This window comes from Photobacterium lutimaris (assembly GCF_003025555.1).
In the GTDB taxonomy this organism is placed as follows: Bacteria; Pseudomonadota; Gammaproteobacteria; order Enterobacterales; family Vibrionaceae; genus Photobacterium; species Photobacterium lutimaris.
Genome location: NZ_PYMH01000005.1, coordinates 98,328 through 122,922, shown reverse-complemented (window position 1 = coordinate 122,922; position 24,595 = coordinate 98,328). Strand labels below are relative to the sequence as shown.

The 24,595-nt window shown below is 50.0% G+C and carries 17 protein-coding genes; 7 read left to right on the top strand and 10 right to left on the bottom strand.

The genetic code is table 11. The annotated features are described in order from the left end of the window. Positions 1–882 precede the first annotated feature (882 nt). The 5 genes from C9I99_RS12515 to C9I99_RS12495 all read left to right on the top strand — a co-directional run bounded on the left by C9I99_RS12515 (position 883) and on the right by C9I99_RS12495 (position 10,516). Positions 883–2,883, top strand: coding sequence for a replication initiator protein RctB domain-containing protein (locus C9I99_RS12515; protein ID WP_107349220.1), 2,001 nt, complete (start codon positions 883–885; stop codon positions 2,881–2,883). 254 nt (positions 2,884–3,137) lie between these two features. Beyond that, positions 3,138–5,420: a patatin-like phospholipase family protein gene (locus C9I99_RS12510; RefSeq protein ID WP_243734627.1), complete on the top strand. Its 2,283-nt coding sequence runs from the start codon at positions 3,138–3,140 to the stop codon at positions 5,418–5,420. Between the two features lie 432 nt (positions 5,421–5,852). Continuing rightward, the gene (locus tag C9I99_RS12505) at positions 5,853–6,929 is read left to right on the top strand and encodes an efflux RND transporter periplasmic adaptor subunit (RefSeq protein ID WP_243734628.1); all 1,077 of its coding nucleotides are present in this window, start codon (positions 5,853–5,855) and stop codon (positions 6,927–6,929) included. Next, positions 6,929–10,024 carry an efflux RND transporter permease subunit gene (locus C9I99_RS12500; protein ID WP_107349217.1) on the top strand — a complete coding sequence of 1,032 codons (3,096 nt, stop codon included), beginning with the start codon at positions 6,929–6,931 and terminating at the stop codon, positions 10,022–10,024. Before C9I99_RS12505 ends, C9I99_RS12500 begins: the two co-directional genes overlap by 1 nt. Positions 10,025–10,171: 147 nt before the next feature. Then, positions 10,172–10,516 carry a hypothetical protein gene (locus C9I99_RS12495; RefSeq protein ID WP_107349216.1) on the top strand — a complete coding sequence of 115 codons (345 nt, stop codon included), beginning with the start codon at positions 10,172–10,174 and terminating at the stop codon, positions 10,514–10,516. Positions 10,517–10,906: 390 nt separating this feature from the next. Here the strand turns inward: C9I99_RS12495 and C9I99_RS12490 are convergent, their stop codons facing one another. The 3 genes from C9I99_RS12490 to C9I99_RS12480 all read right to left on the bottom strand — a co-directional run bounded on the left by C9I99_RS12490 (position 10,907) and on the right by C9I99_RS12480 (position 12,683). After that, on the bottom strand, positions 10,907–11,179 hold the full coding sequence (locus C9I99_RS12490) for a hypothetical protein (protein WP_107349215.1): 273 nt from the start codon (positions 11,177–11,179) through the stop codon (positions 10,907–10,909). A 15-nt stretch (positions 11,180–11,194) separates the two neighbouring features. Continuing rightward, a complete protein-coding gene (locus C9I99_RS12485) occupies positions 11,195–11,959 on the bottom strand; it encodes a hydratase (protein ID WP_107349214.1) in 765 nt (254 codons plus the stop codon). Positions 11,960–12,149: 190 nt separating this feature from the next. After that, entirely contained in the window at positions 12,150–12,683 is a 534-nt protein-coding gene (locus tag C9I99_RS12480) for a dihydrofolate reductase family protein (protein ID WP_107349213.1), read from the bottom strand. A 109-nt stretch (positions 12,684–12,792) separates the two neighbouring features. Between C9I99_RS12480 and C9I99_RS12475 the strand changes: the two genes are divergently transcribed. After that, the gene (locus tag C9I99_RS12475; protein ID WP_107349370.1) at positions 12,793–13,350 is read left to right on the top strand and encodes a TetR/AcrR family transcriptional regulator; all 558 of its coding nucleotides are present in this window, start codon (positions 12,793–12,795) and stop codon (positions 13,348–13,350) included. Between the two features lie 112 nt (positions 13,351–13,462). On the opposite strand, the gene C9I99_RS12470 is transcribed toward C9I99_RS12475, so the two are convergent. Together C9I99_RS12470 and C9I99_RS12465 are read right to left on the bottom strand one after the other, a co-directional pair. Beyond that, entirely contained in the window at positions 13,463–14,563 is a 1,101-nt protein-coding gene (locus tag C9I99_RS12470) for a YdcF family protein (RefSeq protein ID WP_107349212.1), read from the bottom strand. A 149-nt stretch (positions 14,564–14,712) separates the two neighbouring features. Beyond that, on the bottom strand, positions 14,713–15,198 hold the full coding sequence (locus C9I99_RS12465) for a hypothetical protein (RefSeq protein WP_208113423.1): 486 nt from the start codon (positions 15,196–15,198) through the stop codon (positions 14,713–14,715). Between the two features lie 490 nt (positions 15,199–15,688). Here C9I99_RS12465 and C9I99_RS12460 point away from each other — a divergent pair, with 490 nt between their 5' ends. Next, entirely contained in the window at positions 15,689–17,197 is a 1,509-nt protein-coding gene (locus C9I99_RS12460) for a cytochrome-c peroxidase (RefSeq protein ID WP_107349211.1), read from the top strand. 95 nt (positions 17,198–17,292) lie between these two features. On the opposite strand, the gene def is transcribed toward C9I99_RS12460, so the two are convergent. The 5 genes from def to C9I99_RS12435 form a co-directional block, all read right to left on the bottom strand. Beyond that, positions 17,293–17,817: a peptide deformylase gene (def, locus tag C9I99_RS12455; protein WP_107349210.1), complete on the bottom strand. Its 525-nt coding sequence runs from the start codon at positions 17,815–17,817 to the stop codon at positions 17,293–17,295. A gap of 137 nt (positions 17,818–17,954) precedes the next feature. Continuing rightward, positions 17,955–18,584 carry a fructose PTS transporter subunit IIA gene (locus tag C9I99_RS12450; RefSeq protein WP_107349209.1) on the bottom strand — a complete coding sequence of 210 codons (630 nt, stop codon included), beginning with the start codon at positions 18,582–18,584 and terminating at the stop codon, positions 17,955–17,957. Positions 18,585–18,595: 11 nt separating this feature from the next. Continuing rightward, a complete protein-coding gene (locus C9I99_RS12445; protein WP_107349208.1) occupies positions 18,596–20,311 on the bottom strand; it encodes an alpha-amylase family glycosyl hydrolase in 1,716 nt (571 codons plus the stop codon). Further along, a complete protein-coding gene (locus C9I99_RS12440) occupies positions 20,311–23,001 on the bottom strand; it encodes a glycoside hydrolase family 38 N-terminal domain-containing protein (RefSeq protein ID WP_107349207.1) in 2,691 nt (896 codons plus the stop codon). Before C9I99_RS12440 ends, C9I99_RS12445 begins: the two co-directional genes overlap by 1 nt. Before the next feature lie 102 nt (positions 23,002–23,103). Beyond that, complete coding sequence (locus C9I99_RS12435; protein WP_107349206.1) at positions 23,104–24,513, bottom strand: PTS fructose transporter subunit IIC; 1,410 nt, start codon at positions 24,511–24,513, stop codon at positions 23,104–23,106. Between the last annotated feature and the right edge of the window lie 82 nt (positions 24,514–24,595).

The window sequence follows — 24,595 nt, the reverse complement described above, 5'->3', positions numbered from 1 at the left end:
GCACATCGGCTTGATCATCGTTCCTGTATATTGAACAAGATCACGAAGCATGATCAAGGTAGAAATCCAGCGAAACAAAGCCCGGACAGTGCGCAAGCTTGATCGGAAAAATGATCAAGTGATTGACGGTGTAAATTGATCTTAGAACGCATCTTCCCGAAAGCATGAAGATAACCGGGTAAATTACGGTGAATGTAGGTCTGATAAGGGCTTAGCCGACAAGAACACGACTATTTTGCAGTACCAAAGGCTGTAAATTGCTCTTTGATGTTACAATTGAAATGCACGAGCAATGACTTGATCATACATCCGCTACGGACACATGATAAATCTCTGGTAGAATACGGCGAGTGTCAAATCAACTATGGTCAATATTTCTTCGCTAAAGAGTGCACCTAGGCAAAAAGCACTTAACATCACGTTAAATGACACCAGCGTGATCATCTTTCCGGTGCCCAAAAGGGTAAAATGGAAGACTAGGGCTTCTCTGATACACCGAAAGAACCCATTTTAAGACTGATTTTTAATTCCCCCTGTGGATAACCTGTGGGTGCACCATGATCATGCTTTCTTACTCTTGATGATCATGTTTGCAGATTGATGATGATCATATTTCCAGCCTCTTGATGATCATCGTTTCAACTAAGCGTTGATCATCTTTCCAAAAGTATCATGATCATGCTTTCGATCTGGCTGTTTTTTATCTCCTTTGATTTCAATGACTTGCGGGCGTGTGAACGTCCAGATCATAAGATCATATAATCAATAAGATCAAAATAAACAATAAGATCAGTTTAAAAAAAGCCAATAAAAGATCTTTCTTTCTTGTCATATTTCTATTAATCTTTCACGGAAAAATGATGCATCTACGGCTAATGACAAATGAATTCCGCGCTTTCATCAAAGAATAACAATCCTGAGAAGATATTGATCCACGCTCCACGATCCCACAAAGATGGGCATTTGTTCTCGATCCCGGCAAACTTGATCGATTGGCTTCCACAGTACCAACACTTCAAAGGTGTCACCAAAAGCATCATCGAGTTACTCAACTTGATTTCGCTACGTGGCTTATCTACTCATGATGGTATGGTATCGACCACCGAGTTGGTTGAAGCAACGGAAGGCCATTTGACCCGAGCTGCGATCCAGCAACGCTTAAGAGCGGCGGTTAATATCGGTCTGTTCAAACAACAGCCCGTAAGGTTTGAAGAAGGGCTTGCGGGTAAGACCATGTTGCATCATTTCATCAACCCAGCCATGCTGATCTCACAGCTTGGCACCGGAAGCTTGAATTCAGAGCAATCCAAAGCCAAAGAAAAACAAAAACGTTCAAAGGCATTGGCACAAAATCATGTAAACCGCCAATTACTGAGTGAACATGGTTTGGGTACACCGCCAAGCATGCCGGATGAAGCTGATCAGATTGTGATCTCTCCCACCAGCTGGGCGGGGATCATCGATCAGGCACTGGCCCCACCTCGCACCAAAAAGAGCTATCAGAAATCTATGGTGGCGATCAGTGGTACCAAGGCGATCATCGAGACACGATCTTCAAAATCGATCATGACCGTTGATGATCTGATGACCCTGTTTGCCTTGTTCACCCTGACGGTGCAATACCACGATCATCACATTGCCGATTATGAAATCCAGTCACGCAGTATGGGCAATAAAACGCCGGTATACATCACAGATATTCTTGCACTAAGGGGCAAGAAAGACAGTGGTCCTGCTCGTGATTCTATTCGCGAAAGTATTGATCGTATTGAGTTTACTGATTTCCAGCTGCATGAACTGACCGGTCGCTGGATGAGTGAAAATATGCCGGAAGGGTTCAAGAGTGACCGTTTCCGTTTCCTGGCCCGAACCATCACAGCATCCGAAGAAGCACCGACCGAAGGGGATGATGGTGAGATTAGGATCAAGCCAAATTTGTATATCTTGGTGTGGGAGCCATCATTTTTTGATGAGCTGCTGACCCGGGATTATTTCTTCCTGTTTCCGCCGGAGATCCTGCGCCAGCATACCTTGGTGTTCCAGCTCTATTCGTTCTTCAGAAGCAGGATGTCACGCCGCTACACTGACTCGATGATGCTGAGTGAGTTGAACCAAAAGTTGGCCCGCAACATTGAATGGCGTCGTTTTTCAACCGACTTGATCCGCGAGCTGAGCAAACTGGCCGAAGATAAGATCACCGATCATGTATTTGCGGTTAACTTGTGGGGGTATCATTTGACGATCACACCGCACGAGGAAGGTAAGCGTTATTGCGATTACCAAATCGATATTCGCTGTGATGTCGATGAAGTGATCCGTTTTTCTCGGGCGAAAACGACCAATGAAGGCAAGCGCACCATGGCACCGACCATGCCAAACCCGCTACGGAATGAAATTTTGCCGAAGCGGGAGCTTGATCAGCTTTCCGAGATCATTGACGGTGAATTTGAACCGATCCAGCGCAAAGAAGGCCGTCCGAAGGGACGCTTGGGTCGCCGTGTGAAGCTTCGTAAGCACTTGGTTGAGATCAATGCGGATGAATTGACCATTACCTTGTCGAAGTATACATCCTCAGAAGCCCTACAGCGCAGTATAACGGCGTTATCGGCAATGAGCGGACATTCTATCGCCTCAATAAGTGAAGAGTGCCACAGCTTATTGGAGAAGCTTGATTGGCTTCGAGTTGGTGGCGATGTTGTCCCATACGAGACCTTGAGTAAAACGATTGAGTTGTACAACGCTCAGCAAGACCAGGGCCATTTGTCGATCGAGCGGCTTATCTCAGGTCTGGCAGTAAGGCGTAAAGTCTGCAAGTTGGTTTATGAAGGCCACGTCAACGAACAGGTGATGCATGCGCTGAGCGATATCGCCAGCGGCAGCTAAGTTCGCACTATGAATAATATAAAAAACCGGTCAGTGACTTACTGACCGGTTTTTTTATATGCCTGTTGTTCAGCTAACTTGGGTATATTATACCTACGTTAGCAATATTCTGATCATATGTGTTACTCGATGTTGATGGATATGAATACATCAAAATACAGTGCCTTATATCTGCTCCTTTTAATTCTCGTGGGTCGGCCTGAATATTGGTGAGTTTGGTGTTATTGCGATTAATCCAAGTTATAGGATGTGTCATGGAGTGGCGGAAAATGTGTCGGCGCTGGCAGGGCAGTTTGTTGCTCACTGTTGTTGGGGTTGCTTCGGCAACCTTCAGCGCAGTGGCGGCAGAATCTCGCCCACAGATCGGCGTGGTACTCAGTGGTGGTGGTGCTAAAGGGGCTGCTCATATTGGCGTACTATCGGTATTGGAGGAGAACCGGATCCCGGTTGATGTGGTCACCGGTACTAGCATGGGGGCCTATGTGGGTGGTATGTATGCCATGGGCCTGTCTGCCCGAGAAGTGCAGCAAAAAACGATGGCTGCTGACTGGCAGAGCGGCTATAACGATCGTGTGGGTCGCAATGATTTGGAGTTGCGGCGTAAACAGCAAAATGACAATTACCAAATCTATACCGATATCGGTATTGATCTTCAAGGAAACTACCAATCCAAACCCGGTGCCTTTCAGGGGCAGGGCATGGCTATTTTGCTTGGCCGCCTGACCGACAATCTCCCTGCGCTCGATAGTTTTGACGATTTGGCGATACCGTACCGGGCAGTAGCAACAGACATCGTCCATGTTCTGCCGGTGGTGCTTGAAAGTGGGCACCTGGCCACGGCGATGCAGGCTTCGATGACGGTACCGGGTGCTCTTCAACCGATGCGGGTTGGCAACCAGATCTTGGTGGATGGCGGTATCGTCAACAATATGCCCGTTGATGTGGCTCAGGCGTTGGGCGCCGACGTGATCATTGCGGTTGATCTTCGTGATGCGTTATTCGTAGAAGACGATCTCAACAGTGCGTTCAATATTATCGGTCAGCTCACCACGTTTATGACCAATACCAGTTCCGATCAGCAAATGGCGTTGATGGGCGAGGGGGATGTCTATCTTCAGCCAGATGTATCTTTCATGTTGGCTCCTGATTTCGACAAAATGGAGCGAGCTTATGTTGCCGGTCGCAAAGTGGCGCAGGATGCACTGGTGCAGCTCAAGCGCTATCAGCTATCAGAACAAGATTACCAAACGTATCTGAGTGATAAACTGGATCGTCGTTCACAGGTGCTGGCTAGCTCGGCTTACTATATCGACCGGATTGAGGTGAATAATCACTCCAAGCGCTCTGATTTGGCATTGCTTGAAATCATGGATCTCAAGGCGGGTCGGGTGATCACCAACGAAGAGATGGATGAAGCGGTGAAAAGGCTCAACCGACAAGATATCTTCGAGCGTGTCACCTATCAAATCGAGCATCAGAATGATGAGAGTACATTGGTGATGGATGTCCGGGAGAAGTCCTGGGGGCCGGGTTACCTCAACTTGAAGTTTGCGTTGGAAGATGACTTTGCCAACCGCTCGGATTTTGCCTTCGGCACCCAGTATATCTATACCAACCTCACTGATAAGGGCGGGGAGTGGCAGTTTGAATGGTTGCTGGGGAGCTGGAAGAAAATTGATACCAGTTTCTATTTTCCGCTCGATTACCAAAAAAATACCTATACCTCATTCGGTATCAACTGGAATCGCGAAGTGCGTGAGTTTATTTTGTCGGATGAGCAAGCGGACATGATTGGCCGAGAGCCGGGCACGTCGGCCAAAACCGAGTACAGTGTTTACAATGGCTATGCTGAGCTGGGGTGGAATTTGCAACCATGGAGTTCGCTGGCGGTGGGTTACCGGGGGGGGGTTGGTGAGGTCAGCGAAATCAATATCGCTAATAATCAGGACTATTCGGTCCATGGGCCCTATGTGTCTTTTGTCTATGATGATCTAGACAGCCTGTTCTTCCCGCGCGAAGGTTTTATGCTCCATACCGAAGTTGGGCTTGGCGCCAGCCGCAGTTCGTTCAATGATGAAGGTACGATATCGAGCGACAGCGTTTACGCACAAATGAAGCTACTTAAACCGTTTAGCTATGAAAGGCATAGCCTGATCGCGACCATGCAAGCGGGTGGTTATGATGGCGATGATCTGTTGCCGGTTTATGTGCAGGACCTGGGGGGGCTGTTCAATCTGTCGGGTTACCATCGCTATGAGCTCAATGGCCGGTACAAGCTGTTTGGTGCGTTAGTGTATAGCTACCGGCTACTGGATAATAATTTCGGTGCCGTGTCGGTTCCGGTGTATATCGGTGGTTCGTTGGAGCAAGGCGGGGTATGGGATGATAAGTCGGACATTAGTGTTGACTCCAGCTTGGCGGCTGGAAGTTTGTTTGTGGGGTTAGATACCCCTATCGGACCGGTATACCTAGCCTATGGCATGGCTGAAGGGGGGCAGAGTTCCTTCTACCTCTCGCTGGGCACCACGTTTGACTAGCGAGGCATAAACCCTTAGTTGTTATGAACTGAGGTTGCTCCCTGCATTTCCGAGCCGTCACTGAGCTGTTTCATGAAAATTGGAACCGTGACCTCATGGGTAGACATTGCTTTGTTATTTCTGACATTTTCCTGACAACAGAACGTTGTGCTGAGGCAAAATATTCTACGGATATAACCTTTGTCCCTTTCGATGAGTTAGGTTTTCACTGGTATGGATACTGGGTTGACCTAGTCACCCTCTCGAAATGCAATATATGAGTTATTTTGCGAGCCATCGACCGGCTCGCTTTTTTTTGCCTGTAATATGGCTTCCTGCCCCGCTCATTCTTTCCCGTCTCTTCAATGGTCAATTTCACCGCCCACCAGCTTCTCCCTTTCTATACTGACTATATCAGCTGTAATTTTCCCATTCCCCTCAGAAGGATACTGCGTGCGTTTGAAAGGGACTCTGATCAGTATACTGCTCCTCGCTTTGCTGGTAGCGGGTATTGCCTACAAGGAATACTTGTCAGCTGGTGTGTCCGCCGTACGTTCAATGCCGACGCCAACGGTGGTGGTGGCTGAGGTGCAAAAAAAACTGGTCCGGCGTGAAGTGGAGGCGCTGGGCACCGTAAAGTCACGTGAGTCGATAGTGCTCACGGCCAAGGTGACCGAAAAAGTCGATAGGATCCTTTTTGAGGATGGCCAGTCCATTTCAGCAGGCCAGTTACTGGTTACTTTGCATGCCGACGAGCAGCAAGCCAAAGTACGCGCTGCCAAGGCTAATCTCAAAGAGCAACGCCGCGAGTACAAGCGTATCGAAGGGTTGGTCAAGCGCAATACTATTGCACGCTCTGAGCTGGATGCTATCTATACCGATATTGAAGTGGCTAAGGCGGTGCTGGCTCAGATTGAGGCCGAATTAGCGGCAAGGTATATCCATGCGCCGTTTTCCGGTGTATTGGGGTTTCGCCAGATCAGCCCCGGTGCACTGTTGACTCCAGGGGTAGTGATCACCACCCTTGATGATATTGCCACGGTAAAACTCGATTTCTCTATTCCTGAGGCGTTTTTCGCTTTAGTTAATCAAGGCGCGGTGATCGAAGCCAGCACCGCAGCGTATCCCAATGAAATTTTCCGTGGTCAGGTCGCCAGTATTGAGAGCCGTATTAACCCCCAGACCCGCGCAATGGTGGTACGGGCCGATATTGCCAACCGTGACTTACGGTTACGGCCCGGCATGCTGATGACCCTCTCCTTGATCGTTGGTGAGCATCAGGGGTTGGTGGTACCGGAAGAAGCGCTGGTTTCCCGCCAGCAGCTGCATTTTTTGTTTGTAGTGAGTGAAGATGGCACTGTCGAGCAGCGTGAGGTTGAACTGGGATTTCGCCGTCGGGGCGAGGTTGAAGTGCTGGTTGGCATCGAGGAAGGTGAGCGAGTGATCACCCGCGGGATCCATCGGGTGAGGCCGGGGCAGAAAGTGGAAGTCCGCGAGCAAGAGCGTTTTACCTTTAGGGAGGCTGGCTGATGTGGCTGTCGGATCTCTCGGTCACCCGTCCGGTACTGGGCTCGGTGATCAGCCTTCTGCTGGTGGTGTTTGGCTTGGTGGCGTTTGAGCGGCTGCCGCTGCGTGAATATCCCGATATTGACCCGCCGGTTGTGACGATATCCACCAGCTATCGGGGCGCGTCGGCAACTATTGTCGAAACGCGGATCACCCAATTGGTGGAAGATAGGATCGCCGGTATCGAAGGGATCCGCTCTATTAGCTCAAGTAGCCGGGATGGTCGTTCCAGTGTGACTCTGGAGTTTTCAATCGGTCGCGATATCGATGCCGCGGCTAACGACGTCCGTGACCGTATTGCAGGTATTCTCAATAATTTACCCGATGAAGCCGACCCGCCGGAGGTGCAAAAGGCCGCCGCTGGCTCGGAAGTGATCATGTGGCTTAACTTGGTCTCGGACAGAATGGACACGCTGGCGCTGACGGATTATGCCCGTCGCTATTTGGTCGATCGATTCTCGGTGCTCGATGGGGTCGCGGGGATCCGCCTTGGCGGCGGCAAATCCTACGCCTTGAGGATCTGGATCGACCGGCAGAAATTAGCGGCTAGGGAGCTGACGGTTACCGATATCGAAGATGCGTTGCGCGATGATAATATCGAATTGCCCGCAGGCTCGGTGGAGTCGGAGAGTCGCCAGTTCACGGTGCGTACCCAGCGCAGCTTTGTTGCACCTGAAGATTTTGTTCGCTTGGTGGTTGGCACTGGCGATGATGGTTATTTGATCAGGCTCGGTGATGTAGCCAAGGTCGAATTAGCTGCCGAAGAAGAGCGGATCACTTTCCGTGGTAATACGCAGGATATGATAGGGATAGGGATCACCCGCCAGTCAAAGGCCAACACCTTGGATGTGGCCAAAGCGGCCAATAGTTTGGTCGATAGGCTCAATCCTACCCTGCCACCAGGAATGGAAATCAAGCGCTCCTATGATTCCTCGGTGTTCATTCAGGCCTCGATTGACGAGGTCTACAAAACCCTGTTGATCGCCCTCGGGCTGGTGGTGGTGGTGATTTACCTTTTCCTGGGTAGTGTCCGTGCCATGCTGATCCCCGCCTTGACCTTGCCGGTCTCGCTGATCGGTGCCTTTACGGTGCTCTATGCCTTGGGTTTTACCCTTAATCTGTTGACCTTGCTGGCACTGATTTTGGCTATCGGTATTGTGGTCGATGATGCCATTGTGATGCTGGAGAATATCCATCGTCGTATCAGTAGCGGTGAGCCCCCGCTCAAAGCGGCGTTTCTTGGTGCCAAACAGGTCAGTTTTGCCATTATTGCCACCACTGTGGTGTTAGTCGCGGTCTTCCTGCCGATTGGCTTTCTTGAAGGGGATCTGGGTAAATTATTCCGTGAGTTCTCCATTGCTATCAGTGCCGCAGTGATGCTGTCATCCTTGGTGGCGTTGACGCTGAGCCCGATGATGGCCTCGAAACTGATGCAGCCGGTTGATAAGGAAAGCGGCTTGGTCAGGCTCAGTGGTCGTGCAATGGCCGCGCTGACGGCGAGCTACAAGGGGATGCTCGCCCATGCGATCAAGCGTCCGCGCAGAGTTATTGTGGCCTTGGTGCTGGTGTTGGTTGCCTGTGGGTGGCTGCAGCAGCATCTGCCCACAGAATTTGCCCCACGGGAGGACAGGGGGGCGATGTTTATTATCATCAATGGCCCGCAGGGGGCGAGCTTTGATTTTATCCAGCCTTATATGAACGAGGTCGAGCACCGCCTGATGCCATTGGTGGAAGCAGGCGAGATCAAGCGCTTGCTGATCCGTGCGCCGCGGGGGTGGGGACGGATTGCCGACTTTTCCAATGGTTTTGCGATTGTGGTGCTGGAAGATTGGGCCGAGCGCCGCCCGGCAGGAGCGATTATTGGTGATATCCGCAAGCGGTTGGGGGATTTGGCGGGGATCACCGCTTTTCCGGTGATGCGCCAGCCGTTCGGTCGCGGGGTCGGTAAGCCGGTACAGTTCGTATTGGGAGGCGGCAGCTATGAAGAGCTGGCCCAATGGCGGGATCTCTTGCTTGATGCGGCGGCTAGCAATGCCAACATTGTCGGTCTGGATCATGACTACAAGGAAACCAAGCCACAGCTGCGGGTTGTGATCGATCGCGATCGGGCCGGCGATCTCGGGGTGTCGTTAAAGACGATAGGCCAGACCCTTGAATCCATGCTCGGATCCCGTCAGGTAACGACCTACACGTGGCGTGGCGAAGAATACGATGTCATTATTGAAGGCCAGCGCGAGCGGCAAAATACCGCCGCGGATTTAGCGAATTTATACGTCAGGGCAGAGCAGGCCGAGGCTCTTGTTCCGCTGTCGAGCCTTATTACTGTTGATGAATATGCCGGCGCGCCGCAGCTAAACCGTTATAATCGGGTGAGGGCGATTACCCTCGAGGCTAATTTAGCGGACGGCTATACCTTGGGCGAGGCCCTTGGCTACCTCAATGGCTTGGTTGATGAATTGCTGCCTGCCGATGCGGTAGTCAATTACAAAGGTGCGTCGAAAGATTATCAAGACTCCAGTACGTCGATTGTATTCATTTTTGCCCTGGCGCTAGTGGTGGTATTTCTGGTGCTGGCGGCGCAATTTGAAAGCTTCATCCACCCATTAATCATCATGTTTACCGTACCGCTGGCTACCATGGGGGCATTGCTCGGGCTGTATTTCACTGACCAGACCCTCAATATTTACTCACAGATTGGTCTAATTATGCTCATTGGCTTGTCGGCCAAAAACGGGATCTTGATTGTTGAGTTTGCCAACCAGCTACGCGATCAGGGTATGGCGTTTGATGACGCGTTGCTTGAAGCGGCGTCCGAACGGTTGCGCCCGATATTGATGACTGCCATTACGACGATTGCTGGTGCTGTCCCATTGATTATGGCAACTGGTGCTGGCGCGGAAAACCGCATTGTTATCGGCATTGTCGTATTGTGTGGTATCACTGTGGCAACCCTGTTCACCTTGATAGTGATCCCGGTAATGTACCGCTTGCTGGCGCGTCACACCCAAAGTCCCGAGCATGTATCGCGGCAGCTGGCCCGCCAGATGGAGGATCGCTGAGGTATGCTAGAATGTCGAAAAGGCACCGTATACATCAATAAAAGTGCGAATTTATACGGAATTTGATGTGTCTGGTACGACAATTTCCCGCCTTTCCGCTACTATCACGACAGGAATCGCGACAAGACTTAATCTGGTGATATTGATATGAAAATTTCTGTTGATGGCGGCTCATTCAAAGTCGCAATCGAGACTGAATTTGCAGGGCTGATTGAAGAGTCAGTGGCTATTTTTAACGAAACCTTCGAACAGGCGAAAACCAAAGACAAGACGATTTTGCGTTTCTTGCAAATCATCATCGAGCACCGCGACAGTGATGATGCGATTGGTTATGCCGTTTTGGGTTTGCTGGGCTGGTACCACATCAACATCAACCCTGTTGAAGACCAAGACATTGAACTGAACCTGCCGAAAATCCTACCGCACCTGATCAACCCTGCTGGCGATCTGACGGCCACCAGTGCCACCGAAGGCAGTACCTTTTTGCATTGATGGGATACGGTAAGATATTCTGAAATTGATAGAAGCCAGTTGGTATCGCCAGTTGGCTTTTTATTTTTTATCTAAATGACAACGCCAAGGAATATTATTCGAAACCCCTTGATTAAAAATCATTTATATTTCTCCATGAAATTTTTTATTGTACGATTCAATATAGCTTGAGCTTCTCTATTCACTTTTCTCCGTACTTGCTGCGTATCTTTTCTCATCATTTAATAATCTTTCCACATACGCGGCAACGGTAAATAACTTTGCAAATAAATCGCTGAATAAACGTCCGGTGTACTAAACAATAATGATGATTGTCACACTCCATTTCGGCGCTGGCGACGATGTGGGCGCTCAAAGGGCTTTATGGTGAATAAGGATCTGGAAGAGGGCTTAGAACGGGTAATGGGTAAATACATCCTCGATGATCAGCGCTTCGAATTCACCCTCCATCTTGCGAAATGAACGTTTGGCTTCAGCCATCAATTCGGCGTGCTCACCGGTGAGCTCGGCCACGGTCTTGGCGAGCATGCACATGCCGCTTGGTGCGTCATGCTGGGTACGACTAATCACCAGCTGCTTCATGAACAGCTTCAGGACCCCGATGGGGGAGCCGCTTTTTGGGTACAGATCAGGTGATAGCAGAACGATGATCCCCTTGATCATCGTTCCTAGTGGTTATTATTTCTCGTTGAATATAACTTGGTACTCACCAATGCCGTCGTAGCTAATGGTGGTCGATTTCTCGAACTCAACTTCGACGATACCGCAGTATGAGCCGGTGATGATAGCTTCGCCTGCAGAGAAGTGCATGCCACGGCGGGTCATATAGTTGATCAGCCAATACACTGGGTTCTGCGGCATAGTATTAGGGTGCACGCCAGCGAAAGTTTGTACTTGCTCACCTTGCGTGACCGTGATGTCGATATTAGCCGCCGCAAACGCTTTTTCGCGTTCAATTTCAGGACCGATAAACATACCTTGGTTGACCAGGCAGTCAGCCAGTTTCTCAAAGAACTCCGCGCCGCTGTCATCAGCAAAGCGAGCTTGCATCAATTCCAGTGCCATATGGCATGGGCCAATTGCCGCGTTGATTTGCGCTTCGCTGTAACCTTCTGGATTAGCAGGCAGATCAGCATTTAGGATAAAAGCAATTTCAGGTTCAATGCGCACTGCGTTGTTATCGGCAAACAGCTCACAGCTTTCGCCTTGTTGAATAGTCTCAGCAAAAATTGGTGCAACCACAAACTTGTCGTCTGAAAGCGGTAGTAAGCACTTCCATCCACCCACTTTGTCGTTGTGTTGGTCAATCATTGAGGACTGGATTTTCAGAGCATCATCAACGTTGGCTGGACGGTGTTGTTCTTCAAGACGTTGTGCTTTGGTACCTGCCACACGGCGGTTCAGCAGTTCGGTCGCTGCTTGTTCAAAATTCATAATGGTCATATTGTATTACCTTTGGGTTTATCCATAGATAATATCGGGATTTACTGAGGCTGGGTAGTGAAATCATTCATTCTTGCTGCGGTGCTGAGTTTGGCAATGAGAAACGTATGATGTCAAACATAGGGAGATACCAATTTAATGACAGTGATAAATTGGTATATTATTTCCTTTTTAAATAGTCATCATATCTTTATTCAATGCGTACATAGTGGCTTTTCACCATTGCATTTACCAGCACTTCACTTTGTTTCAGTTTAAAGTTTATTGGTGAGGGTAAATCGCCAAATAGCGGGCTGCCTCCGCCCAGTACGACAGGGATGGTCGTGATGATCATCTCGTCGATGAGATCCTCGGCCAAGAAGTTTTGTACTGTTATCCCGCCATCGATATACAGCTCCTTGAAGCCTTTGCCGTTTAATTCAGCAATGATGTTTTTCAGCTCCCCGCTGACCAAAAATGCTTTGTCCTGAAAGCCTTCAGGGATCGCTTTAAGGCTATTGCTGATCACAAATACCGGTTTGCTGTAAGGCCACTCACAGTCAAAGCCACATACGGTCTCAAAGGTATTCCGTCCCATCACTAAGGCATCTACCCGTTCCATGAATTGATGGAAGCCGAAGTCGCTCCCATCAGGATTAGGAACACTGTGTAGCCAGTCAAGGTTACCGTTCTTATCGGCGATATATCCGTCGAGACTGGTTGCGATATAGACAATGTTTGCCATGGTGATCTCCTAATTGGGGTTGCTCTGTTGATCGGCTTGGAAGGTCAAAGGTGTTTCGTATATAATATTCTACAATGTAGAATATTGGTAAGTTTATTGAGGATCGATGATGACTGTCAAGGGCAAAAAACGGGGAAGGCCAACCACCTCGGCTGTGACCTTGAGTAAAGAGCGGATCATTGAGTGCGCTAACACATTGATGGAAAAAGACGGCAAGATCCCCAGCATCCGTAAGCTGGCCGCTAGTCTCGACGTGGATCCGATGGCGATTTATTACTATTTCGCCAATAAGCAGGCCCTGCTGGAAGCGGTCACGGTCTCGTTGGTTGAAAAAATTTATAGCCCACAGCCAAGCGGGGATTGGCAGCAAGAGCTGGAAAAACTGTGCGAGAGTTACCTGAATTTACTGGCGCAATACCCGGGGTTGCTGGAAACCTTGCTAGGAATGACTTCCTATGGTCCGGCAACGGTATTTACCGAGCGGTTTGATTTGGCCACCGCCTCGTTGTCGCTTGATGCCGAATTGCGCCAGAATGCACTTTCGATGCTGGCAGACTATCTGCATGGCTATGCCTTGGCGATGAGCTGCCAATCAGGTCATGAACTCAAGGTTGATATGCTGTCTGGGCCTTTGGCGTTTTATATGCGGGCACTGCAGCAGGTGTAAGGTTAAGGGGGGGGGATTTAGCTACCGCCTCTTGATCATGTTTCCAGCGTTGGGCAAACAAAAAGGCAGCCTGTTGGCTGCCTTTGTTGTATGTACGTGGTTAAGCCGCCTATTAACGCTGCTCTAGCGGATAAGAGCGGTAGCTCCACATGCCATAGGTACGTAGCGCGTCACGGTAGATACCCAGCAGCTCACCTTCAGAAGGCACTTTCAGCTCTTCCAGTGGCTTATCGGCCGCCGAGACTGTATCAAAGTTGATGCCTTTAGGGCCGGTTTGCCATGTCGCGATCTCGAACAGTGATTGGCCGCGGCGGACGTGGCTAGCCGAGCTGATAATCGTGGCATGGTCGATATCATGTCGGGCAAGGGCATAGCTGCTGTACAGGGCATTTTCGACCGTGCTGCGGGCATAGTTGTCTTCGATAATACGGTCACGGGCAATGCCTTTCTCAACCAGCCAGTCTGCCATTAGCTTGCCTTCGGTCTTGTGGTTTCTTGGAACGCCGCCGGTTAATACGATCATCGCGTTTGGCTGTGCTTTGGCCATCGCCAGTGTCATTTCAAGGCGCTGGACCAAGATATCATGCATACTGCCGTCAGGATTCAGAGCGTAGCCAAGCGTGATGATGGCGGTGTTGCCTTCATACGTTTTATCTTGCTTGTCTTTAAGCGGGGTCGCGATGATACGGTTAACGGTATCAAAAATTCGCTGGATATCGTCGGCGCGCCCGGCATTAAGGGTTTTCAAGGTTTGCATGTGCTCAAGCGAAGCTTGGCTGTTGCCCTTGAATTGCTGCCAGACGGCAAGGTAGGCATGAGCATCGACATCTTGTGGAGCAACGGATAGGACCTGTTCAAATAGCGTGATCGCTCGGTCGACGTTCTTGTTGTAGATCTGGGCATTAGCTGCAGAAATCAACAAGTCTGTACGGTAAGGCTCTAGCTGGTAGGCTTCAAGTAAACGGTTGGTGACTATTTCCATGTTGCTTGGCATTTTTGCCGTAAACCCAGCATGGGAAATGCGAGCTGGAGATTTAAATGCAGTAACGGCATCGGCCAGTAGTTGATCAACGACTTGGCGCTTGGTGGTAAATTGGCTGTATTCAGCGCTGGCTTGGATACTCTGCTGAGGGGCTGTATCAGCTGCCAGAATAGACGTCGAGGAAAAGCTTAATAGGCCTGTAAGGGCAATAGCTATAAGGTTCTTTTTCATTGTATTTTTTAGTATGCATCGCAAGGTGGGCAGCAATATATGGCATTGCCAGTATGAAAATTGTGATCTGGCAATAATTCTATATATCTTTATATCAATGAAATCACAAAGTGATATCCCGATCCCATATTTGCATGATGAATAAATTGTTACCCATTGCTTTTGTGAATGATTAACCGCTCTCTGGCAAGTGTTGCCACGGCCTGATATATCGCATCGCCACATCCGGCATGATTACGTAAATCGACTTCCCTTTCTTCAAATTGGCCATTATTCCGACAGTTGAAATAAATTTCATTTAAAATACCAAGATCATATTTATTGACGATATGTACTCGCTCGCGAATAAGGCGGGGGAACTGGTTGATGGTAATATCAACAAATTTATCGTCCACCTCTAGCCAAACATGACTGAGAATCTCTGGGTAGTCAGCGAGGTTATTTCGGCACCATATTATTTTGGGGTGATAACCCTGCTCTCTTAAATACATCGCCAGCATGTTGTTGGCCAAATCACAGGAGCCAAACGGGAAAGTATTGAGCTCTTGCCAGCGAGGGAGATCGCAATAGCGGTATGACTGAGTTTCTATGATGGTGATAAGTGCATTCCTAAAGGTATGGATATGGTATTGCATCTTACTTCTCCCTTTCCCTGTTATTCCCTATTCAATATTTGCCAAATCTAGCGCTACTATGATTATAGGCATGTAATTTGGCTTGTTGCTTTAACTGTAAGCATGAATGGTAATTACTCTCGTTATGCTTTTTATATTCTATATTCACTATAAAGTGTTAATGGTTATCCTTTCTATGCATAGACGTATGATGAGCGTTGCTTTTTATCAATTCTAATAATATATAAAAGTCCCATGAGAAAGTGAGAATTATCTTGTTTTTGTTTTTTTACTCCTACTGTTTTTCTTGTTTATTATTGTTGTTGAGAAATGTTTTTAGCGAAAAATTACTTACACTTTTTGTGGGTGTAATAAATATGTTTGCTAAGGAGATTTCTAATCTTATTGATGTCCAGAGCTAAGCTTTTCACTTTGAATTGAATTAAAACTGACATTTCTGATTGGGTCAGTTGTTTTTAATTATAAAAATATAAGTAGTTGGAGCTTATTGATGAGTATTAACACGGCTAGGTTAAAAAAAAACAATAAGGGAGTGGACAAGATATCACTCCCGCTTCTCTTAGGCATCATGAGTGCCGGTGTCTTTTCAAGTCATGTACATGCGAATGATTTAACCTATTTAGAAGAGTTGGGTAAACGGCTCTTCTTCGAAGATATTTCACTAAATCAAAACATGTCTTGTGCCACTTGCCATGCAGGTTCGGCGGGCGGCACCAATGGGGATTCAGTAACCAATAATACTGATGTTGCTGTTACCGGATCCGACGGTGTGGGGGTTGGTAATTTAAGGCCACCCACGAATCAGTACGTGCAATTTCGAACCGATGCCGGTGATATTGTTGGCTTAGGCAATTTTGCACTGTGTACGGTTCCATTTCTCGGAGATGTTGCGTGTGGTGGGGCATTCTGGAATGGACGGGCTGAAGGTAATCTGATTGAAGCTTTTCATAATATTGACCCCTTTGCCGGAGTGGGAAGTGAATATGAGGGAATGTACCGCAAATATATCGGCCCGTTGTCTGACCAAGCCCATGCCAGCCCATTTATCAACCCAGTAGAGCAGGCCTTGGAAACCAAACAGGATGCTTGTAGGCAAGTTCGGGATGATACCGTATGGGGGGAGCAGCTGTACGAATATGCTTGGGGCACGGAAATGAAGTGCGGCAAGAGGCAGATTGATAAAACATTCGCCCGTTTTGCGATTGCCCTTTCTGCGTGGCAAATGTCAAAAGATAACAACCGTTTTGATTCTAAGCGTGATATCGCATTGATAAATGATGCTGATGGTCAATTTCCTTTGGATGACTTTACGGAGCAGGAAAACCGTGGCCATGACATCTTTTACAATGTGGGGCCGGTAAGTGGTAATTGTGTTTTCTGTCACCAGAGCGATCCGGTGAATGCCGGTGGCGTAGGGCCATTCGAGCGCTATACCAATGATCAGTTCTTCAATATCGGGGTGCCGAGAAACCATGATATTCCGAATAACCCTGCGCCTGATATTGGGGTAGAGTTGATTGCTCCCAATTTGGGCCTGCCGTTTGGGACAAACTTGGGTAAACACAAGGTGCCAACATTGCGTAATGTTGATAAACGCCCTCACTCTGGTTTCGTTAAAGCTTATACCCATAACGGCTGGTTCAAGAGCCTCGAACAGTTGGTCCACTTTTACAATACTGCGAGGGTGAAGCCGACTTGTGCCGAACATATCAAAACGGCTGAACAGGCAATGTTAAACGGCTGCTGGCCTGAGCCAGAGTTCAGTGTGAACCGTCCACCTCCGTTTGTGGTTGGTGGTTTGGGGCTATCGCCTCAAGATGAGGCTGATTTGGTTGCCTACCTGAAGACTCTCAGTGATGGCAGCTCGGTACAGGGGCCAGGTCGGTACCGTTTGCATATCATCAATGAAAGCCGCTTAGACCATGGTGATGATGGCAGTTCTTCAGGACCTCTTGGGGGGCTGGAAGACAGGGCAAATGATGCCTTTGGAGGTTTCTAACACCATGTTTTGATGAGGGCATTAATCAATCAAGCACCCGAGCAGCTTTGTCTTGAGCCGCTCGGGTTTTGCTTGTTATGCCGTGCTGCCATTGTTTAGGCTTGGGCAATCTGTTTGAGGTACTCGGCCTCGGTGTAGTAATCCGCCTTCTCAGCCTGATCAAGAAAGACCAAGCCATTGAGATGATCCAATTCATGCTGGAAAATCCGGGCAATAAAGCCTTCCATTTGGGTTTTGACTTCCTTGCCCTCAAGGGTGTCGTAGCGTACTTCGATATGGGAGTGGCGATTAACCAAGGCGCGGATCCCCGGAATACTCAAACACCCTTCCCAGTCTTTTTCCATGCTCTCGCTCGCCCAGACAATCTCCGGATTGAGCATCAAGGTTGGCTCCATCATCGGTGCATCGGGATAGCGTGGGTTCGGGCGGGAGGCGACAATAAACGCGCGGATAGACTCATTGACCTGTGGGGCCGCGATACCGACACCGTTATGCTCCAGCATCTTGTGCTGCAGGGCCTTGAAGAAAGGGGCGAAATCCTGATATTGGCCTGCCGAAAGCGGTGCGGCATGTTTGCGCAAGATAGGGTTACCGAGCTGGGCGATGGTGAGCGTTTCCATGGTGTTAATCCTTTTAGCTGTTTCTCTGTAAAGCTTATAGGGAGAGAGGAAAAGCGGCAACAGGTAAGAGGGGGAGTCACGCATTGTCATCGAACAGGCCCTGTAGAGAGCCTGTTTGATGATGGGGAAATGGAGGTTTACATCATCGCAAACAGCAGGAAGACGATGGCGCAGCCAACCAGTAGAACCAGCGGATAGGCCTTGCTGTTGTGCGGCTCTTCTTGCGGTGGCTCTTGCATGGCTGCCGCAGCAATCGGCTCGGCGGCTGAGGTGGTATTGGATGCTGATTCAGTGCCAACTTCATCATCTGTTGCCTCTTCACCAAATAGTGCCATTACTTCTGCCTGGCAGCTTGCTGCCAAGAGCTGCTCCCTGAAATCGTCATCGACCAGCGATGAGGTAAGGGTCGTCAGCACTTCCATATGGGTCGAGCCCGCTTCGGCCGGCGGGATCGCCAACAGGAATATCATGTTGACGGGTTCGTCTCCATCAATCCCTTGCCATGGCATTTCACCTTTGACAAAAGCGCAGGCAAAGACCGGCTCAATCACCGCTTCGGATTTGCCGTGGGGGACCGCCAAGTATTCACCAAGGGCTGTTGGCCCTTCCTCTTCCCGTTTGAGTACGGCATCAAGGAACATCTGGCGATCGGTCAGTTTGCCCGCTTGGTCGATTTTGTCGGTCAGGGTTTCGATGGCGGTAATGCGGTCATCGAACACCGCATCCAGCATGATCAGGTTATGTGATGTTAGTTGGGCCAGTTTCATGGTTTTACTCCTTATTGCTCATGCTGCTGATTTTGTGCGGGTACTAACCAGGTAAATTGATAGGGTGCTAGGGTAAATTGTGGTTCGAACGATTGCTCGCTGATCAAATCCGTACCGCCCTGCGTTAAGGTTACGGCTTGTGGTTGGCTGGTCAGGTTGAGGATATAGGTAATGCGCTCTTTACCCTCGCCACGGATCAGGCCGAATAAGCCTTTGCCCAGGTTCAGCACCGTTTGTCCTGACTGTGGCGAAAACGCGGCATGTTGCTGGCGTAGCTCCAACAGTTTGAGTATTTCACTGTAAACCTGCTGGCGTAATGAACCTTCAGTCGTTAGCTCGCTTTCCAGTTCGTCCAGGTTGAACTTTTCGCGGTTGATACGGCGGTTAATACCGGAGTCTTCCATGGCTGCGATGTCATTTTCACTACCTAGCAAGCTGTGATAGTAGATGGCTGGCACACCAATAAAGGACAGTAATAATGATTGGGCGGCAAGGAATTTCCGTGCTTTGTTGATGCTGTTATCGCCGGGTTCGGTGATCGCACTGAGATAGTTGATATTGAGCTCGTACGGTGACTGGGTGCCGTCGCCGTTGTTTTTGTAGCTCACCCGTCCGCCCTTACGTTCGACTTCGCTGCACATAAATCGGCGGTCTTCATCGCTCAAGATCCCCTCGCTCGGGCGTACCCCGATACCGTCATGGCTGGCGAGGAAATTGAAATAAGTGGTCTGACGGCCTGCACTCAGATTATCCATGGCTTCACAGGTCAACCCTTCGGCCCACTGGGTCAGCACCGTGCTGTCCTCGGAAAGAAAAGCGTGCAGGGTCAGCGGCGGCAGTGGGAACTGGTAGACCATATGGGCTTCATCACCGTCACCGAAATAGGCCACGTTTTCCGGGTGAGGAACATTGGTTTCGGTGATCAGCAAGGTACCGCTGGCTGCGATATCCAGCACTAAGCGCCACAGCTTGATAATGTCATGGGCTTGCGGCAAGTGGATACAGCTGGTGCCCAATACCTTCCAGATAAAGCCGATGGCATCAAGACGGATTGAGCGGCCACCGTTGGCGGCATACATCAGCAGAATATCGATACTTTCCAGCAAAATTAGCGGGTTGGCAAAGTTGATATCGATCTGGTCGTCCGAGAAGGTGGTCCAGACATGGGCGGTTTCACCGTTGGCCTTGGTAAATGGCGTCAGCAAAGGCAATGCTCGTGGGCGGGTGACACTGCTGTAGTCGTCGCTGGGATCGGACTCAACGAAGTAGTTCTGGTAGCGCTCATCGCCGGCCAGATACCCTTGGAACCAGTCGCTGCTCTTGGAGATATGATTGATCACACAGTCATACATCAGGTTGAAATGCTCCGCCAGGGCATTGAGCTCATCCCAGTCGCCGAGGTTGGGATCGACCTTGCGGTAATCAACTACACTGAAGCCATCATCAGAGGTATAGGGGAACATTGGCAAAATATGAATGTTGCTGATCGCCCCTTTTAGGTACTTATCGGCGAAAGCTTTCATGGTGACCAGTGTTGGCTTGCCGTTTTCGCTGATGCTGTCACCGTAGGTGATCAGGTAGCTGGTGGTTTGGTCAACCCATGCCGGGTAGGCCGGTACTTTGCCCTGCCATTTGTCGATAAGTGCAAGGATCTCAGTGGTGATCTGCGGCGCTTGCTCTTGGCCGTAAATATCGGCCACTTTCTGGGTAATCGCTTGGGCAAACATTAGCAACTTTCCTTATCAAACGGTGAAGCGACAGCGCAGCTCAACTGCAGGTCGATAGTATTGTTCGGCGCGACCACAGGCTTGTCATCGGCAAGTTCCTGCTCGCGGTAGTTGACGATGGTGGCATTGGCAAAACCGTTGAACTGGTTCATATCCAGCTCAATGGCTTGCTCGGTCGGATTGAACAGGCGCAGCACGATGGCATTGGCGTCGTAGAATGAGTGCGACACGCTCGACAGTTCCAGTTGTTCTTTGATCGCTAACAGACTGAACTGTTTCGCCATTGGCTTCTCGTCGAAACGGACTTGGAAGCGCTCCAATCGGTTTTCGAAGCTGTTGAGGCGCTGTTGCTGGTAGCTGAATGGCTGGTTGAGGTATGCCGTTTCCAGTTCGCGAATAACCTGATGCGATGCATTTTCTGTCATGGCGATAGCAAAGCTGAAGCGCATGGATTGCTGTAGCTGGGCATCCGGGGTATGAACCACGGTGTTGTTGATCCCCGAGGCCCGTCCCGGACGCCATAGCAGGTCGTCCTTGCCAAGAAAACCAACGGCTTTAAACAGAGTCAGTGCGATTTGGTCGTATTGGTTTGTGTGAGCGGTTTTGAGGATTTGGTATTCCTTAATCCCACGGCCAGTGATAACCAGCGCTTTGCTGTTTTGCTCAGCGCAAGAGGTATTGGTTATCGCGACAGCGCCCTCGGTGGTTTCAATATCGACCGGGCACTCGCGGAAGCGTTCGCGCCAGTTGTCATCGGCGTTGAACAGCACAGGTGCGATAGGGCGTTCAATGGTGGCAAACGGCAAGGTACTGATTGAGCTGTCGGCGTTGATATCGCTGTTGATCAAGACACGAACCCGGTGGTCTTTAACGTGGTTGACCGTGTCGATATCGGCCTGCAGGCTCTGCTCGCCATGGTGCAGGGTGAACGTCAGCTTGAATACAATTTCGCTGTTAGCATCGCCTTGGCGACGGTCTTCCAAATCGTGCGGGACTAAAATCCGGCTTTGCAGGGTCATTTGCTGCATTAACTCACCACACTGGCTGCCAAGCAGTGACAGGGGCTGGGAGTAGATCGGCATATCGCCTTCCAGTGGCGAGAAATCATAAGAATCGCCGTCATCCGCCTGGTTTTCAAACTGGATCAAGTTACTGATGCTACGGCCACTTTGCTTGTCGGTCAGTATCAGCTCGCCATTGACCAGGGTCAGGGCCAGCTTGTCGTTTTCGATCACTGCCGCCGTGCCTTGCTGAGCCGTGTCCATCGACGTCGCTTCGTTCACGCTCAGGGTCAGGTAGCCAAGCGGCGGGATTTCCTCGAGCTTGGCCTTGAGTTCGAAGCGGTAATACGGCGGTACCGCCACTTCCTTCTCGCCATCTTTGGTCACTTCGATAACCTTGCCGCCATCGAGAGTGTCACGCTTGACCTGCTCTGTGATGATCGGTTGGCCGTTATGTTCTAGTGCAATATCGGCAAAGGTACTGAACACCACGATATCGACGATACCGGAATAGGGCTTGATGCGATTGTTGAAGACGATAACGTCACCCTCGCTGCACACTTGGCTGGCGATATCTTTGACGATCAGGTTATACAGGCCGTGGCAGATTTCCTCGGCTTGTTTCAGGCGGTGCATGATATCGGCATTGGTTGCATCACTGTTGCAGCCCCCCATACTGTCGTGGGCATGGCACTCTATGATTTTTTTCCAAGCGATATCAAGCAACTCGGTATGAACCGTAATGCCGTGTGCTTTGGCTATTGCCGTGATAGGTTCGAGTTTTTTCAGCAGAAACTGCTCGATGTCGAAGTTGAGCTTCTTGATGTCGTAACGCACCGAGCCAATGGTTTTGTGGATGCGGGTATAGCGCGGGATCTTGAATTCGCCTTTGAAAGTGTCGAAGTCGCTGCTATTGCGACGCAGATAGTCGACATACTCTTCCATTGACGAGATCACATAGGTATCCCCGGTGCTGCTGCGCGCCGTCGCCTTGGCCAGGGTATCAGGTAAGTTAGGGTCGATATTGACCTGATCGCCACCGGATGGGATCAGGACTTCATTAAGGCCGGCAAGGGCTTTGATTTTTTCGACCATCGGGAAGATTTTGTTGTCGAGGTGGGCAGGCTCTGCCACGATATTTTTGGCGGCACCATAACCATGAACCAGATTGTAAGCAAGGATGCTATCGCCCCCCGCTGACTGCCAGAAGAAGTTAGATCGTTCGACCTGCTGGTCGTAGTCGATACCGCGCCAGAAGATGATGTTGTCGATCCCGCACCCTTTGAACAAGGTCGGCATTTGGGCATTGTGGCCAAAAGTATCCGGCAGGTAGCCGACAGTCATGCTGTGGCCCAGTTGTTCGGCGACATGCATACCGTATTTCAGGTTACGGATAATGGACTCACCCGCCACATTGAAGGTATCGGTTTGGGTATACCAAGGGCCGATGAATAGGCGTTTGTCGCTAACCAGTTTTGCCATACGCTCACGCATGTGCGGCATGACTTTGAGGTAGTCTTCAACGATGGCTGATTGCCCATCAAGGTGATAGCAGCTGAAGCTCGATTGGCTTTCTAGCGTCTCAATCACCTTGGTGAAATTGTAGGTTGCGAGGACATCACTGTCTTGTTGGGTGAAGTACCACTCACGGTCCCAGTGAGTGTGGGGGATGACATGTACTTTGGCCATGCTGACTTCTCTTCTATCGTATTAATTCGGTGTTACTGGGGCAGTATGTGCTGCCCCATATCGGGTGGTTACATGCTTGCTTTTGACTGACTGTTCGACGGCTTAATGGCTGCCTTTGGGCTGCGGCTTGGTACACAGCAGTAGGGCGATGGCAATAAAGCTAGAGCCGACAATGACCGAGAGGGTATAGCTCAGCGGATCGGAGGACAGGAACCAGCCCCATACCGCAGGCAGTGGCAGGCTTTGCCAAACATTGAGGACCACGGCAAGTTGGGTACCGATGATTGAACCGAGGATCATAATCGGGATCATTTTCGGATTTTTCAGAATGAACGGGATGGCACCTTCGGAGATCCCGATAAGGCCCAGCATCAAGGATGTTTTACCAACGGTCTGCTCTTCGCGGTTAAAGACGCGAGGGCGGAATTTGCCATCCAGCAGGGCTGCGATACCAACCCCGATAGGCGGAATGACAATCCCGAGTTCGCGAGCGATCAAGTCGAAGTTCTCGCCCATGCCGTTGAGGCCAAGGGCCACCGAGCCTGCTGCTTTGTTGATTGGGCCACCAAGGTCAAACGCGGTGCCGGCAGCAATTACCATCGAATAGATACCGCGACCCGCATCGCCGGCTTCGGTGAACAGTTTGACCATCGCCATGTTGACGGCACCGAAGAACGGGTTGATCGCGTACTCCATGGTCAGCACCATGACGACACCGCTGATCAGCGGTACCAGCAACATGGTTTTCAGGGTGGTGAGGTCGGTTCTTACCTTGATGGTGTCATTGAGGTAACGAACCAGATAACCAATCAGGAAACCGATGGCGATAGCACCGAAAAAGCCCGACGGCGCCCAGTGTTCAATACCAAAGAAGCGCTTGTAAACTTCATCGCTCATTACCCCACCGATAAAGGCCGGAACAAGAGCCGGTTTACCGGCAATGGAGTAGGCGAGGTAAGCGGCGAAGATCGGGTACATGAACTTGATGGTCATGAAACCGAGGCGGTCTAGGGTTTCGACCGGAGTGCCTGAGATATCGACAAACTCACCGGTGATCTTGGCCACGGCCATCAACAGGCCGCCGAGCACCACAACCGGTAGCATGTAGCTAATACCGGTCATGATATGGCCGATGAACACTTGGTAAGCTGAGCGTTTTTCCTGAATCGGCAGTACAGCACCTGATGTGGATTTATCTTTTTCGCGCCTCATGGCTTCTGGTAGCAGCACATCGACGTGTTTGATCAGCTCTTGGGTGCGTACCTGCAGCGGGTTGGCATTGTCGAAGCGATCCATGTCCATAATGGGTACGTCAACGGCCAAGACAACGGCATCGGCACTGGCAATATCCTGTGCGGTCAGTTTGTTTTTAACGCCGTCACTGCCTTGCGTTTCGACTTTGACCTCATAGCCTTGCTTTTCAGCCCAGCTTTGAATTTTCTTTGCCGCCATAAAGGTGTGGGCGATACCTGTAGGGCAAGCCGTTACTGCGACCAGTTTTTTCTTCGCCATGGTTTATATCCATTGTTCTAAACTGTGGCCAGTATAAAAAGCAGCGTTCGGCAAGCGGTATGGTTTCTTGGTACAAGGTGAG

What these genes read in the sequence shown, in the direction of transcription:
- C9I99_RS12515 (WP_107349220.1), top strand. Translation starts at nt 883, where the DNA reads ATGAATTCCGCGCTTTCATCAAAGAATAACAATCCTGAGAAGATATTG.
- C9I99_RS12510 (WP_243734627.1), top strand. Translation starts at nt 3,138, where the DNA reads ATGGAGTGGCGGAAAATGTGTCGGCGCTGGCAGGGCAGTTTGTTGCTC.
- def (WP_107349210.1), bottom strand. Translation starts at nt 17,817, where the DNA reads ATGGAAACGCTCACCATCGCCCAGCTCGGTAACCCTATCTTGCGCAAA.
- C9I99_RS12495 (WP_107349216.1), top strand. Translation starts at nt 10,172, where the DNA reads ATGAAAATTTCTGTTGATGGCGGCTCATTCAAAGTCGCAATCGAGACT.
- C9I99_RS12485 (WP_107349214.1), bottom strand. Translation starts at nt 11,959, where the DNA reads ATGACCATTATGAATTTTGAACAAGCAGCGACCGAACTGCTGAACCGC.
- C9I99_RS12465 (WP_208113423.1), bottom strand. Translation starts at nt 15,198, where the DNA reads ATGCAATACCATATCCATACCTTTAGGAATGCACTTATCACCATCATA.
- C9I99_RS12450 (WP_107349209.1), bottom strand. Translation starts at nt 18,584, where the DNA reads ATGAAACTGGCCCAACTAACATCACATAACCTGATCATGCTGGATGCG.
- C9I99_RS12470 (WP_107349212.1), bottom strand. Translation starts at nt 14,563, where the DNA reads ATGAAAAAGAACCTTATAGCTATTGCCCTTACAGGCCTATTAAGCTTT.
- C9I99_RS12500 (WP_107349217.1), top strand. Translation starts at nt 6,929, where the DNA reads ATGTGGCTGTCGGATCTCTCGGTCACCCGTCCGGTACTGGGCTCGGTG.
- C9I99_RS12475 (WP_107349370.1), top strand. Translation starts at nt 12,793, where the DNA reads ATGACTGTCAAGGGCAAAAAACGGGGAAGGCCAACCACCTCGGCTGTG.
- C9I99_RS12435 (WP_107349206.1), bottom strand. Translation starts at nt 24,513, where the DNA reads ATGGCGAAGAAAAAACTGGTCGCAGTAACGGCTTGCCCTACAGGTATC.
- C9I99_RS12440 (WP_107349207.1), bottom strand. Translation starts at nt 23,001, where the DNA reads ATGGCCAAAGTACATGTCATCCCCCACACTCACTGGGACCGTGAGTGG.
- C9I99_RS12460 (WP_107349211.1), top strand. Translation starts at nt 15,689, where the DNA reads ATGAGTATTAACACGGCTAGGTTAAAAAAAAACAATAAGGGAGTGGAC.
- C9I99_RS12445 (WP_107349208.1), bottom strand. Translation starts at nt 20,311, where the DNA reads ATGTTTGCCCAAGCGATTACCCAGAAAGTGGCCGATATTTACGGCCAA.
- C9I99_RS12490 (WP_107349215.1), bottom strand. Translation starts at nt 11,179, where the DNA reads ATGATCAAGGGGATCATCGTTCTGCTATCACCTGATCTGTACCCAAAA.
- C9I99_RS12480 (WP_107349213.1), bottom strand. Translation starts at nt 12,683, where the DNA reads ATGGCAAACATTGTCTATATCGCAACCAGTCTCGACGGATATATCGCC.